At 60.5% G+C, this 13,805-nt stretch carries 8 protein-coding genes; 2 read left to right on the forward strand and 6 right to left on the reverse strand.

Going from position 1 to position 13,805, the window contains the following annotated elements; genetic code table 11:
- Positions 1-59 precede the first annotated feature (59 nt).
- From VGY55_04340 to VGY55_04350, 3 genes are all read right to left on the reverse strand, one after another.
- Complete coding sequence (locus VGY55_04340) at positions 60-902, reverse strand: ImmA/IrrE family metallo-endopeptidase (GenBank protein HEV2969196.1); 843 nt, start codon at positions 900-902, stop codon at positions 60-62.
- Between the two features lie 13 nt (positions 903-915).
- Entirely contained in the window at positions 916-2,736 is a 1,821-nt protein-coding gene (locus VGY55_04345) for a protein kinase (GenBank protein HEV2969197.1), read from the reverse strand.
- Between the two features lie 120 nt (positions 2,737-2,856).
- Complete coding sequence (locus VGY55_04350; protein ID HEV2969198.1) at positions 2,857-6,027, reverse strand: vitamin B12-dependent ribonucleotide reductase; 3,171 nt, start codon at positions 6,025-6,027, stop codon at positions 2,857-2,859.
- Between the two features lie 969 nt (positions 6,028-6,996).
- On the opposite strand from VGY55_04350, the gene recA reads away from it, so the two are divergent.
- Positions 6,997-8,034 carry a recombinase RecA gene (gene recA, locus VGY55_04355; GenBank protein HEV2969199.1) on the forward strand — a complete coding sequence of 346 codons (1,038 nt, stop codon included), beginning with the start codon at positions 6,997-6,999 and terminating at the stop codon, positions 8,032-8,034.
- A gap of 77 nt (positions 8,035-8,111) precedes the next feature.
- On the forward strand, positions 8,112-9,620 hold the full coding sequence (locus VGY55_04360; protein ID HEV2969200.1) for a trypsin-like peptidase domain-containing protein: 1,509 nt from the start codon (positions 8,112-8,114) through the stop codon (positions 9,618-9,620).
- 16 nt (positions 9,621-9,636) lie between these two features.
- On the opposite strand, the gene VGY55_04365 is transcribed toward VGY55_04360, so the two are convergent.
- The 3 genes from VGY55_04365 to VGY55_04375 form a co-directional block, all read right to left on the reverse strand.
- The gene (locus VGY55_04365; protein ID HEV2969201.1) at positions 9,637-10,212 is read right to left on the reverse strand and encodes a tRNA-(ms[2]io[6]A)-hydroxylase; all 576 of its coding nucleotides are present in this window, start codon (positions 10,210-10,212) and stop codon (positions 9,637-9,639) included.
- 91 nt (positions 10,213-10,303) lie between these two features.
- Entirely contained in the window at positions 10,304-11,617 is a 1,314-nt protein-coding gene (locus VGY55_04370; protein ID HEV2969202.1) for a hypothetical protein, read from the reverse strand.
- Positions 11,618-11,680: 63 nt separating this feature from the next.
- Complete coding sequence (locus tag VGY55_04375; protein HEV2969203.1) at positions 11,681-13,792, reverse strand: UvrD-helicase domain-containing protein; 2,112 nt, start codon at positions 13,790-13,792, stop codon at positions 11,681-11,683.
- Positions 13,793-13,805 lie beyond the last annotated feature (13 nt).

The following is a 13,805-nucleotide window of genomic DNA, read 5'->3' on the forward strand; positions in this document are numbered from 1 at the left end:
TTGCGCGCTAACTGGCTATTCCTGACGCCGTTTTCCTCGCCAATTGGCCTCTTGGTTCGTCAGCGGCTCCCCGTATACAGAATGCCGAAAACGCTGTCGTGCGCGATTTTCAGGCAATGCGATGGAAAATCGTGGAGTTCCCCATGGATTCGAATGACCACGGTTCCCTTCTCAACCTCATTATGATCCCAGCACTTCGTCACCGGCGATTCGTCGGCGTCAAGAATATCTAAGCCCGCGAGAAAAAGCTCGTCCCATGCAGGCGCGGACTTTACCAAATACGATTTACGTTTTGAGCGCCCGCACCAAATTGTTCGCCACGGCTGCAGACCTAAGTTCACGATTCTCGTCGCAACGAAATCCACCGGAAGATCCAAATGATTCGAAATATGGACGACAAGATCCATCGACGGACGACTACGCTTTAGTTTCTCAGCCAGCCATTCTCTCGGCAAAAGAATCTCGTCCGCACCGAGATCGCAAAGCTGCTCAATTAAGCCGTGCGCGATCCGCTTTTTCACGTTGCTCCCGGCCGCGCGAGCCATAGCGACACGGTCCTTCTCCAGCACGAGATGGACAAGCTCGTGGGCAATCGTGTGGCGCCGACTCCACTCGTCAAGATCGCCATTAATTTCTATTTCAACGTCGCTCCCCGACAACATTAGCCTGCCGCGCATTGCAAGCGGGACGATCGCAACGCGTTGCACGCCCAAGTGCTTCGCCAGTCGCTTCAAATCCGTCGGCGGAGCGTCCGTCCCAGCGGCGATTAATTCTCGTCTGACGAGGCGCATCGCCTCGGCTTGAGTCGCTTTGCTCTTGCTCCGCTGTTCAGCGGCGGAGTCGAGCAAGCGGTTATAGAACCGAACGTCGAAGTATCGCTGATCTCGGCTGCCGTTCAGCATGGCGTCAGGCCTCTTATTTTCGGTCGGCGTCGTCTGGAAAAAGCTGTAGGCGGCGTCCTCCTCTTTCTTCGGATTCTCTTAGGTGGCGCGCCTCCAACGCCCTGTGGCGTGCAACCCACTGGTCTTCGCTGATATTCGTCCCTTCGCCGCTCGCCGCTAACTGCCGCAAATAGTCGTCACGAAGATCGATGAACGAGTCCGCGTTCCAACCCGCCTTCTTTGCGGTGTTTTCGAGTCGCTTTAAATTCGCGTCCGGTGTCGTCATATTACGCGAGGCTTTGGGCATTTCGTCGCCGAAAAGGTCATTTAGCGAGGCGCCTAAGGCGACGGCAATCCGTTCGATCAGGTCAATCGATGCGCTCTGATAATACCCCTTTTCGATGGCCTCGAGCAGTCGGGGCGAGACGCCCAATGAATCCGCGAGATCGCCGGGCGAGCCGTACCCCTTTCTCGTCCGCAAGGTTGTAAGACGGTGTCCGAGCGGTACCGCGCCGCCAGCATGGACGAGCGTCTTCCAACGCCGAACCGTACCGAGATTGGCGCCTAGGGACCTCCGCAGCTTGCGCTCCAGGTCCTCTGGCGTCGCGTACGTGATATCGTCGAGGAGGTGCGCAGGACTGCCCGTCACCATCCGCGAAACCGTGCTACTATCCTCGCGCACGAGGAGGATTGTCGGAATGCTGTGACTTGTCGCAATCTCGATTTCTTGTCCAACGCCGAAACTCGGTCGATTGGCGATCACGAAGAGTAAGTCAGCGGCAACAACTCGCTCGCGGTCAAGCCGATAGACGACGCGCGGATCAACGCCTTTATTCAACTGCGGATCGGTAGCCTTCCGAGGCTGGTACACGTAAAGGCCGTACTCCTTGGCGGTCTCGGCGATCTTACTGGATACGAACATGATCGCTTCACGAGAATCGGGGTCCAAGCCGGTTAATGCCGTGGCGATGTACCCGTGAAGCGGCTCAATAGGTTCCACGCTTGCGAGTTCCGAGTTCGCACGCTCCAAAAGACTCCGAACGTCCGCGCACGTACCCGGTCGCTTTTCCGGCAATTTGTTCAAGAGTTTCTGCGCCGCGTCAAAGAGAATGGAGGACACGCCGTCTGTCGCCTTCACAGCGGGATCAAAACGCGGATTGTCGGTCTCGATCAAGCGGGTGAGGCGTGCCCACTGTCCCTCATCCGCGAATACCTGCTCCCCGTGCAGTAGCGCATAAATAATGGTTCCCAGGGAATACAAATCAGTCCGATCGTCGTAGCTGCGGCCAAAAAGCATCTCGGGGGATGAATTCCGGATCGTCCCGATGAAACTTTCCTCCGGCGTCAGACGCGAGTCTGAGAGGATCTGTACAACACCCAGGTCCATCAACTTCACGTCGAAATTGGACGTCACTAATGCGTTTGCAGGTTTGATATCACGGTGACGAACCCCGTTGTCATGAAGATGCGAGACGGCGCTTAGCAATTGACTGACAAACCGCATGACCAACCGCCGGGGAGCGGGGTGGAATTGCTCAATCCATTTGTCGAGCGGAATTCCGTCGACATACTCCATCACCAGGAACGGCGCTGAATCGGACGTTCCGGCGGGCACGTATTCGTGCATCCGCACGAGATTCGGGTGGGAAAACTGCGACCCAACTTTGAACTCGCGCTCTATTCTGTCGAACTGCCGCGCTTGTTGAAGGATTTCAGGCTTGTAGCGCTTGATTGCAACGAGATCACCAGGGCGAGCGTACGCCTTCGGCGCGACCGGCGTTGCAAGAAAAACTTCGCCCGCGGCGCCTTCGCCCAATTTATCCACGACCCTGAAGTCGCCGATCTGCTCAGTCATGACACTCGCCCCCGATTGTTTAATTTCGCGCTGAGCGCGGGGAATGTGCATTCGACGCCGCTCAGTATTCGTCCGTTTAGTCTCTCATATTCTGCGGTCCTGTGCTTGCCGTCGTCCTCCTTACGAACATCCCATGCTGTTGCCGCAGTTGTAGCAGAGGTAGCAGTTGCCGCTGCGCACTGTGATCGAGCCGCAGTTGTCGCAGCTTGGGGCGTCGAGTTGGAATTTGGCGAATTGCTCGCTTTGCGTCGAGAAGTGGCCCCCGTTGAGATCGACTTTCATCGCCACGCCGGCGCGCTCGAGGAGGGCCGCGTCGGGGCGGGATGGGGACTGGGGGCTGGGGGCTGGGGGCTGGGAAGTCGAGCGTGCCTTTTTTTCTGGGCGCTTTTGCGCGGTTGCCCCCTCACCCCGGCCCTCTCCCGCCAGGGGAGAGGGAGATGAAGTTGGCGCGCTCCGTTGGATTGTCGGTCCGGTTGAATGCTTGGCTGCCGGCGCTTTTGTCAGGCCGCGGGCCTGACCTACGGGCTTGGAACTGGTCCGGGGTGTGACCACCCCGGCTCGTTGTTCGTCGCCAAGCAGTCCGCGCTGGTCTTCAATCGGCGCGTCGTCGCTCTTTGGGATCACGGTCGGGCCTTCGTCGCCGAGAAGGCCTTGCTGCGCTTCGCGGAAGCCGGGTAGGAAGGTGATCCCCAGCCAGCGGAAGATGTAGTCGACGATGCTCTTGGCGATCCGGATGTCCGGGTTCTTGGTGTGCCCCATCGGCTCGAAGCGGGTGTGTGAGAACTTGTTCACATACACTTCGAGCGGCACCCCGTATTGCCAGCTCATCGAGACGGCCGTGCCGAAGCAATCCATCAGCCCGCCGATCGTGCTGCCCTCCTTGGCCATCGTGATGAACAGCTCGCCCGGCCGGCCGTCTTCATAGAGGCCGACCGTGATGTAGCCCTCGTGCCCGGACACGCTGAACTTGTGCGTGATCGAGTTGCGAGTGTCCTGCAAGTGCTCGCGGCGCGGGACGGCGGCTTGTTTGGCGGCCGCCTTATCCCCTTCGCTCGAAGTGGAAAGCGGTTGACTCTCCTTCGAACCGTCGCGATAGATGGCCAGGGCCTTGAGGCCCAGCCGCCAGCCTTCGAGATAGGCGCTGGCGATGTCGGCCGGGGTCGTGTCGCGCGGCATGTTCACCGTCTTCGAGATGGCCCCCGAAAGGAACGGTTGGGCCGCGGCCATCGTCAGCACATGCGCCCGCCAGCCGATCGACCTGGTGCCGTTGCGCGGTTGGAAGGCACAGTCGAACACGGGCAGGTGCTCCGGCTGCAATTCCGGGGCGCCTTCGATCGTGTCGTGCTTGTCGATATAGGCCAGGATCGACTCGATCTGCGGCTCGTCGTACCCGAGGGTCTTGAGCCCCAGCGGCACCGTTTGGTTGACGATCTTGAGCATGCCGCCGCCGGCAAGCTGTTTGTACTTCACCAGGGCGATGTCCGGCTCGATCCCGGTCGTGTCGCAATCCATCATGAAGCTGATGGTGCCGGTCGGGGCGAGCACGGTGGCCTGGGCGTTGCGGAAGCCGCTGGCGCGCCCGGCGTCGAGCACTTCGTCCCACAGACTGCGGGCCGCTTCCTTCAAATCGCCGGGGCAGGCTTCGTCGATTCGCTCGACCGCGTCGCGGTGCATCTGCATCACGTGCAGCATCGGATCGCGATTGATCTCGAACGAATCGAACGGCCCGACCGCCGCGGCCAATTCGCTGCTGGTGAGGTTCGCGGCGCCGTGCAGCAGGGCCGTGATCGCCCCGCAAAGGCCGCGCGCGGCGTCTGAATCATACGGCAAGCCGCTGGCCATGATCAGGCTGCCGAGGTTCGAATAACCCAGCCCGAGCGGGCGGAAGCGATGGCTGTTCTCGGCGATCCGCTTGGTCGGATAGCTGGCATGATCGACGAGGATTTCCTGGGCGATGAAGTAGATGCGGCACGCATGATGGAACCGGTCGACGTCGAACGAGCCATCCTCATTGCGGAACTTCATCAGGTTGATGCTCGCCAGGTTGCAGGCCGTGTCGTCGAGGAACATGTACTCCGAGCAAGGATTCGAGGCGTTGATCCGCCCCGAGTTCGGGCAGGTGTTCCAGTGGTTGATCGTCGAATCGTATTGCACTCCAGGATCGCCGCACGACCAGGCGCATTCCGACATTCGGCCGAGCATCTCACGGGCCGGCCACGATGGCCCGGCCTCGTTCGGGTTCGTGACCCAATGCGTGACCCAGGGCTTGTCTTCGGTGACGGCCTGCATGAACTCGTCGGTGACGCGCACCGAGAGGTTCGCGTTCTGGAACATGATCGAGCTGTAGGCCTCGCCGTTGAAGTTGGCCTCGTAGCCTCCCTTCTCGATCAGCACCAGCGCCTTCTTCTCCTCTTTGGCCTTGCACTCGATGAACTCCATGATGTCGGGATGGCCGACCTTGAGCGATTGCATCTTGGCGGCGCGGCGCGTCTTGCCGCCGCTCTTCACGACCGCGGCGATCTGATCGTAGACGCGCATGAACGAAAGCGGGCCGCTCGGCCTGCCGCCCCCCGAGAGCTTCTCGCGATGCGAGCGCAGCGTGCTGAGATCGGTCCCCGTGCCCGAGCCGAACTTGAACAGCATGGCCTCGCTGCGGGCGAGTTCCATGATGTCTTCCATGTCGTCTCTGACGCTCTGAATGAAGCAGGCGGAGCCTTGCGGGTATTCGTACGGGTTCTCCGGTTGGTTGACCGTCTCGGCCACCGGGTCCCAGTGCCAATTGCATTGCGCCCCTTTGACGCCGTATTGATGATAGAGGCCGACGTTGAACCAGACCGGGCTGTTGAACGCCCCGTGCTGGTGCAGGCAGAGCCAAGTCAAGTCGCGGTAGAAATTCTCGCCGTCTTCGGCGCTGGCGAAGTAGCCGTCTTGCAGCCCCCAATCGGCGATCGTGCGACTGACGCGATGGATGATCTGGCGGACGCTATTCTCGCGCTGCGGCGTGTTGATCTCGCCATAGAAGTATTTGCTGACCACCACGTTCGTGGCCAACTGGCTCCAAGACTTGGGGATCTCGCAATTGGTCTGCTCGAAGAGCACGCCCCCCGATTCGTCCTTGATCGCCGCGGTGCGCTGGTCCCACTCGACGGTGTCGAACGGATCGGCAATATCGGTTGGGCAAAAGACCGGCTCGACGGCCAGGCCTTCCGGGCGGCGCCGGGCAGAATGGCGACGCGAACCACTGGTCTTGGAAATGGGGTTTTTCATGCTACCGAGTTCGGCTCGGGCCATTGTTCAGCTCCTTCTGGAAAAGAATCCTGAGCATCCGTTCGATAGTATACTTCAGTATACTAAACCAAAGTCCCTTTCGGCACCCGCCACACAAGATTATAAGGCTTTTGGAGGCCAGGAATCCGGCCCCGTGCGATCGTTCCACCCATTGGTGGCAAATTGTGTCGTTTGTGCTAGCAGAACTCAACAGGTTGTGGTCGATGCTCACAATACCACAACATACAGCGTGAGGGGCTAGTTTACAAACTTTCTCCTCCTCGTCAACAGGAGTCCAAAATCGGGTTCTAAGGCCTTGCAGGGAGGGGGTTTCGGGCGGCGGATGCTAGCACGGCCCGCCGCGCGGTCTCAAGGTCGCCAGGGCGGATTCGCGCTCGTTTTTCCGGACGATTTGGAGCTTCGTTGACGCCGCGCTAACGCACTCTAAACACGCGGAAAATTTTTTGGCGTTTTTTCGCCCGGCCGACATGAATCGATGGTGGTCGTCCTTCAAAAGAACCGGAGGAAACAGAGAGTTTGATTCGCGACTTGCCGGTCTCTCCGTTCCCTCTGTTTGCTCCTCTTCATCCGTTTTGGATTTCTCGTATGAGGAGTCAGCGTCTACTCGGCATCGGGAGCGGATTTGGTAGAATTGCGGCTGCCCGATGACCCTAAGCTGAGCGCCAGCGTGATGTCGCCGATCTAGCCAGTTTTACCTGAACTTGAACGATCCCGTACCACCCCAAAAAAAATCCCGCATAGTTCTCTTGCTAACTCAAAAGACCGCCGATATACTGTTCAGGAGTTCAGTAACTCGGCCGCGACGGATTGGCGATTTTCGCGCTCGTTTCCGCCGGCTTTTCGAGATCTCGAGCCAAAAGGACTGTGACCATGGTAACCGCCACGAAAACGAACAATCGCATGGCCAAAAAAGAGACCGTTCCCGGCAAGTCGTCCACGAAACACGATCCGCACCAGGCCGGCGAGACGCTGATGGAAGAGAATCCGGCGCTCAAGAACGCGGTGGCGCAGATCGAAAAGCAATACGGCGAAGGCTCGATCATGCCGCTGGGAACCGGCATGAACGGACCGATCGCGGGAATCCCCACCGGCAGCCTCTCACTCGACATGGCGCTCGGCGGCGTCGGCGTGCCCAAGGGGCGGATCATCGAGATCTTCGGCCCTGAATCGAGCGGCAAGACCACGCTCGCCCTGCACGTCATCGCGCGGGCGCAGAAGGCAGACGGAATCGCCGCCTTCATCGATGCCGAGCACGCCCTCGATCCAAGCTGGGCCAAGAAGCTGGGTGTGGAGTTGGAAACGCTGCTCGTGAGCCAGCCCGGCAGCGGTGAAGAGGCGATGCACATCACCGAAATGCTGATCCGCTCGAACGCCGTGGACGTGATCGTCATCGACTCGGTGGCGGCGCTCGTTCCGCAGAAGGAACTGGATGGCGACATGGGCGATTCGCACGTCGGCTTGCAGGCCCGGCTGATGAGCCAGGCGATGCGCAAGCTGACCGGCGCGATCTCGAAGAGCAAGACCTGCGTGATCTTCATCAACCAGATTCGCGAGAAGATCGGAGTGATGTTCGGCAGTCCGGAAACCACCCCCGGCGGCCGGGCGCTTAAGTTCTATAGCTCCTGCCGGATCGACGTGCGCCGGATCGGCCAGCTCAAGGAAGGGGAGGAAGTGGTCGGGCAGCGGGTGCGGGCGAAGGTGGTCAAAAACAAGGTCGCGCCGCCGTTCCGAGTCGCCGAATTTGACATGATGCATTCCGATGGCATCAGTTACGAAGGAGACGTGCTCGATCTGGCGATGGTGCAGAAGATCGTCGTGCGGTCCGGCACATGGTTCCGCTATGGCGATCTTCAACTTGGCCAGGGTCGCGAGCGCGTGCGGGCGTATCTCCGCGAGCATCCCGAGCTGACCGAAGAGCTGCGAACCAAGATCATGGAATCCGGCGCGCCGGCGGCGATCGCCGCGGCGCCGGCGGCAGACACGGAGGGCGACGGTGCGGCGACCGAGTGACAGGATGAAGAATGCGAAGCCCGGAGCGATCTCGAGTCTGACCGCCCGCTTCCCGACCTCCGCACAGCGGTGAACGAATGGCGACAACGAAGTTGACCCGCGCGTCGTTTGTGGCGTTGCTCGCCGCCGTAATCGCGCTGATGCCGAAACCCCTTTGGGCTCAAGAACCGAACGGCCTGCAAGCTGCCGCGGCCATTGAGGGCGCTCTGGTCGATGCGATTGCCGGATCAGAGAAATCGGTCGTGGCGATCGCGCGGGCCGATGTCGACGATCCTGCGGCACAGAGCCGTGTGACGATTAGCCGCGGGCCGGCTGGCGGTGGATTGGAGGCCGGGCTGCCGCAGGTGCAGGCGCCGCGCTCGCCCGGCGATCCCGATTTCATTCCGGATGCGTATGCCACGGGCGTGATCGTCGACCGTCACGGCCTGATTTTGACCTATTACCACGTGCTGCGATTGAAGAGCCAACACTATGTCACAACGCCCGACCGCCGAGTTTATGCCGCCCACATCAAGGCGGCCGATCCGCGCAGCGACCTGGCGATTCTCGAGATCGACGCCGACAACCTCACACCGATTCGTTTCGGAGATGCGACCGGTTTGAAGAAGGGGCAGATCGTCATCGCCCTGGGCAACCCGTTTTCAATCGCTCGTGACGGGCAAGTGAGCGCCAGTTGGGGCATTGTCTCGAATCTTTCACGCAAGGCGCCACCCGACGATCCCAACCAATACAGTCCGACCGGCAAGGATAAGCTCTATCATTTCGGCACTCTGATCCAGACGGACGCCAAGCTGAATCTGGGCACCAGCGGCGGGGCGCTCGTGAATCTCCGCGGTGAGATGATTGGACTGACCACGTCGCTCGCCGCCACCGCCGGCTACGAGCAGGCCGCCGGCTACGCGGTGCCGGTCGACGACACGTTTCGCCGCGTCGTCGATGCGCTCAAGGAAGGGCGCGAGGTTGAATACGGCTATCTCGGGGTGACGCTGGAAAACCTCAAGGATTCCGAGCTTGCCAAGGGGGCGCACGGAGCGCGAGTGGAAATCGTGCAAGGGGGATCGCCGGCCGAACGCGCCGGATTGCACCGGACCGACATCGTCACCCATGTGAACGATCAGTCGATCTTCGACGCCGATGGATTGATGCTCGAGGTCGGGCGGCTACCGGTCGAGTCGCAGGTGCAATTGACCGTGCGCCGCGACGATCGGGAGCAAAAGATTCACGTCGAGCTGGCGAAATACCCGGTGCGTGGGGTCAAGGTCGTGACCGCTCCCTCGCCGGCGTGGCGCGGGCTGCGAGTCGATTACGCCACGGCGCTGCCCAGCGACACGCGCCGCTTGCCGTACGATCGCATTAGCCCCGAAGGCTGCGTGGTGATTACGGAGGTGGAAAAAGACAGCCCCGCCGCCGCCGCGCAGCTCCAAGTGGGCATGTATGTCACGCAAGCCGGCGGCGCTTCAGTGCGCACTCCCCGCGAATTCCAAGCGGCCGTGGCTGGCAAATCGGGCGACGTATCCCTGCGCGTTTTCGCCGGCGCCGAGGTGAACTCCACGGAGGTTCGCACGGTCAAGCCGACGGCCGGTTAGAACTTCGCCATTTTCTCTAGCTATGCATCCGCGGCTCATCGTCGCCGTGGGCGACGATCTCGGCCTCCGCCGCGGCGAGTTCTTCGAGCCGCTCATGAACGAGTTCATCCGATCCGAAGAGCTTGGCCAGCCGAACGTAGGTGCTATGATGCCGCGCCTCGCTCTCGAAGAGATTGTCGTAGAATGCCGCGAGCGTTCGATCGGATAGCCGCTCGCGGAGCAGGCCGAAGCGTTCGCACGAGCGGGCCTCGATCAGTCCGGCAACCAGCAGCCGATCGACGGCCTTCCGCGGCTCCTGCTTCGAGACGAGTTCATTGAGCTGCCGACCGTAGCTGCTCGGCGTCAAGCGGCGAAATCGAATCCCGCGGCTGACGAGCAAATCGAGCACCATTCGGAAATGTTCGAGTTCCTCAGTGACGATCGCCGACAGCTCGCGGCAGAGTTCCACGCGATCGACATAGGCGAAGATCAGGTTCAAGGCCGTCCCGGCCGCCTTCTTCTCGCAATGCGCATGATCGATCAGCAGCAAATCCAAATACCCCGCAACCTGCTCAAACCACCGCGGCGAGGTGCTCGACTTGAGACTTAGCATGGCGCTCAATACCAACCAGGCTCGATCGAATCTGCGGTGGCATCGCACACGAGCGACTGCTCCGCGCCTCAAAACATCACCTCGATGCCCATCAGCTTCCAATCTTAACGAGTTGCCGCGTGTCTACGACAGAATCGTATTGACACTCATCGGTGAGCCATTTTGGCGCAACGCTTCGAGCGATGAGAAGCTTGGCTGCTCGGTACCGGCATGTACCGCATGGAGTCCATCTGAAAGACTGCAACGCTAGCGCGCCAGGTCGGGCAGCGGGATTTTGTTCGAGAATCTCTAGGAGGTCCATTAAGAACCAGTGGCGCTCGACTGGATCGTCAGGAATGCGTAGATTCGCGAGCAGTATGTCCTCATCGCCCGGTCGAAAGTTTCTAATCAAGAGCGCTAGGGACTTCGGTTCACCAGCGGGTGTTTGCAAATGGTCCAGTGCGAACTTGCGAATTGAAGAGTGCGCATTCTGTGCAACTGTCGAATATGCTCGCCTCCGTACTCGTTCGTCTTCATGCTCCAAGAGCCCCAGCAACCGCTCATCGAATTGCGGCAGAGGGCGGTTAGAGAAGACATGCAGATAGTTTATGATCACGCCCGGGGCATGGCTGTTGAACAAGCGATCCAGAACTGCTTTCAGGTCGTCTTGCCTGGCGTACATTCCCCAGCCTCGAAAATGGCCGGCGCCTTTCTGCGCGTTTTCCGCGGTTCGCACGATTTCGCTCAACGTAATACGGCGCATTCGATCAGCATGGGCCTGTCTCGGCTCGCGTACCGTCGTCTCCGCGTACGTCCGCCATCTCTCAAGAAAACAACGAACTTCTGGCGACGCTTCCGCTTCACGAGCAAGAAGCTCGACGGCTTTCGACTCGCCAAGCTGCTCGATGGCGGAATCCATCATAGCCATATCATCCAAATCCCATTCTCGATTGAGCAGGCGCTCGCCTCTGGCTCTGGCAACGAAAAGAAATCCTGCTTCCGCGTCGAGTTCGATTAATTCCTCTTCACCAAGCCATGGGCAATCCGGCAATGGTTTTTCAGCAACTATCTCCTGCAGGCGATGACGAAATCTGTCGTCGCCATTCATAGCGTAGAAAACGCAGAATTGGCAAAGCTGTTGAGCGTTAACCTCGTAATCGACCGATTGCAAGGATTTGAGAATCGGTTCCCGAAATCTGTCGACAACGGCGCTGGCTTCCATAATTTGCCACAACCAAGAGCCGCGCGCATCTTCGCACTGTTTGTCGTATCGCAAGTCGGTCAGGCACGCATTGAGGAGAATCGTTTCATCCCTACCTTTACCGTTCTTCGCCCACCGAAGTGCTCGCCCGAGACCTTTCTGAAGCGCATCCTGCCAATCGGCCCCATCAGGGACTTCACCAGGCTCGATATCCGATCTGGACATCATCACTTCTTTCGATTCAACGCCGTCACATGAAAGATTCGAGAGCGAATCGCTCGCCGTTTGTCATTTGCTCCTTTGGCGACTTCGGTTCCCCGAAGTGAGGGCCTCGTGGACTCCGTTCTGCTTTCCTCGACCCCTGGCCTCCGGCTTCCGGCCTCTGTCCTCCGCCTGGCCGGTGAGTTCGAAGAGGAAGCGGCTGGGGTCGGTGGGGCGGCTTTTGCCCCATTTCATGCGGCCCAGCGCGAGTGAAAGGGTCAAACGGTCTTGTGCGCGGGTGATGCCGACGTAGCAGAGTCGCCGCTCTTCTTCGATCGCCGCGCCGCCGTCGGTCACGGCCCGATGGTGCGGCAGCAAGCCCTCTTCCAGGCCCACTAGAAAGACCTGCGGGAACTCCAAGCCCTTGGCGCTGTGCAATGTCATCAGCGCGATGGCGTTGCGGGCGAGCTGCGACTCCTTCTCGTCGGCATCCTCCCGATCGCCCAGCGCGATCTCGTCGAGGAATTCGGCCAGGCGGGGCCGCTTCGAGCGCTGTTGATAACGGCCCAGCGCGTTGACCACCTCCTCGACCGCCGCCCACCGCGATTGCTCCTCATCCGGATCCTTGTAAACCCGAGCCAACTCGCGGCGATAGCCGATCTCCTGAATCAGCGCGGAAGCGACCTCCACCGGCGCGTCGTGCTTCAATTGCTCCTGATACCTCAAGATCATCGCCTGAAACTTCCGTATCGCATCCGCGGTGGCCGGATTCACTTTCGATTTTTCCGCGGCCGAAAGGTCGTTCGTCACTTCTCTGGCCTCTGGCCTCTGGCCTCCGGCCCCTTCCTCATCCCTCGTCCCTCGCCCCTCATCCCTCCCCCCTCGCAGCACCTCCCACAGCGGCTTGCTCGCCCTCACGGCTTGCGCCAAAAGCGCCGTGACTGTCGCCTGCCCGATGCCGCGCGGCGGATTGTTGACCACACGCAACAGCGCGCTTTCGTCGTGCGGCGCGACGAGCAACTTGAGATAAGCCACGATGTCGCGGACCTCTTTGCGATCGTAAAACGACATGCCCCCCACCAGCACATACGGCAACCCGACGCGGCGCAGCTCCATCTCGAACGGCCGGGGCTGTTCGTTCGTGCGGAACAGGATCGCGAAATCGCGGGGCTGAGCGCCCGGCGCGCGGAGCCGGCTTTGCAAATCGGCCACGACCTGCCGGGCTTCGTCGGTTTCGTCCTGGCACTGGAGGATGCGAGGCTTTTCGCCCCCGGGTCGCGCGGCGCGGAGGACCTTCTCGTGCCGCGTTCGATTGAACAGGATCAGCTTGTTGGCGAGCCCAAGAATCTCGGCGGTCGAGCGATAGTTGTCTTCCAGGCGGACGACCTTCGCCTCGGGCCAATCGTGCTTGAAGCGCAGGATGTGCGCCACTTCGGCGCCGCGCCAGCCGTAGATCGATTGATCGTCGTCACCGACGACGCACAGATTGCGGTGCTCGGCGGCCAGCGCCTTCACGATGCGGTACTGATTCTCGTTGGTGTCCTGATACTCGTCGATGAGCAATTGGCTGAACCGCGCGGCCTCGGCTTTGCGCGCCGCGGGAAAGCGAGCGAAGATTTCCTGTGTGAGCACCAAGAGGTCGTCGAAATCGACGGCCCCGCGGGCTTTGAGCGTCTTTTGATAACGCCGATAGGCGGCCGCGGCGAGATGCTCTTTGTCGGTCTGGGCCAGGCTGGAGGCTTGCTGTGGATCGACGGAAGCCGTCTTCCAGCGCCCGATGAAGTACAGTAAGTCCCCCGGGCGCAGTGATTCGTTCGGCACGCTGATCTCGCGGAGCACGGCTCGGGCGATGCTCTCCTGCTCATGCCGGTCGCAAATCGTGAACTGCTGCGGATAGTCGAGCTGCTGAATCTGCCGCCGCAGCACGCGAACGCAGAGCGAGTGAAAGGTCGAAATCTCAGGCCGCTGCGGGAGCCGTTTTCCCAACAGCGCGGCCGCCCTCTGCTGCATCTCGGCCGCCGCTTTGTTCGTGAACGTGACTGCCAGGATTCGTTCGGGGGGAGTGCCGTGTCGGATCAACTCGGCAATGCGATGGGTGACGACGCGCGTCTTGCCGCTCCCTGCCCCGGCCAGAACGAGCAGTGGGCCCGAGAGCGTGTTGACCGCCTCGCGCTGCGCCGGATTGAGATGATCGCTCATGCTCCGATGCTAG

Source organism: Pirellulales bacterium (assembly GCA_035939775.1).
In the GTDB taxonomy this organism is placed as follows: Bacteria; Planctomycetota; Planctomycetia; order Pirellulales; family DATAWG01; genus DASZFO01.

What these genes read in the sequence shown, in the direction of transcription:
- recA (HEV2969199.1), top strand. Translation starts at nt 6,997, where the DNA reads ATGGAAGAGAATCCGGCGCTCAAGAACGCGGTGGCGCAGATCGAAAAG.
- VGY55_04350 (HEV2969198.1), bottom strand. Translation starts at nt 6,027, where the DNA reads ATGGCCCGAGCCGAACTCGGTAGCATGAAAAACCCCATTTCCAAGACC.
- VGY55_04340 (HEV2969196.1), bottom strand. Translation starts at nt 902, where the DNA reads ATGCTGAACGGCAGCCGAGATCAGCGATACTTCGACGTTCGGTTCTAT.
- VGY55_04375 (HEV2969203.1), bottom strand. Translation starts at nt 13,792, where the DNA reads ATGAGCGATCATCTCAATCCGGCGCAGCGCGAGGCGGTCAACACGCTC.
- VGY55_04345 (HEV2969197.1), bottom strand. Translation starts at nt 2,736, where the DNA reads ATGACTGAGCAGATCGGCGACTTCAGGGTCGTGGATAAATTGGGCGAA.
- VGY55_04370 (HEV2969202.1), bottom strand. Translation starts at nt 11,617, where the DNA reads ATGTCCAGATCGGATATCGAGCCTGGTGAAGTCCCTGATGGGGCCGAT.
- VGY55_04360 (HEV2969200.1), top strand. Translation starts at nt 8,112, where the DNA reads ATGGCGACAACGAAGTTGACCCGCGCGTCGTTTGTGGCGTTGCTCGCC.
- VGY55_04365 (HEV2969201.1), bottom strand. Translation starts at nt 10,212, where the DNA reads ATGCTAAGTCTCAAGTCGAGCACCTCGCCGCGGTGGTTTGAGCAGGTT.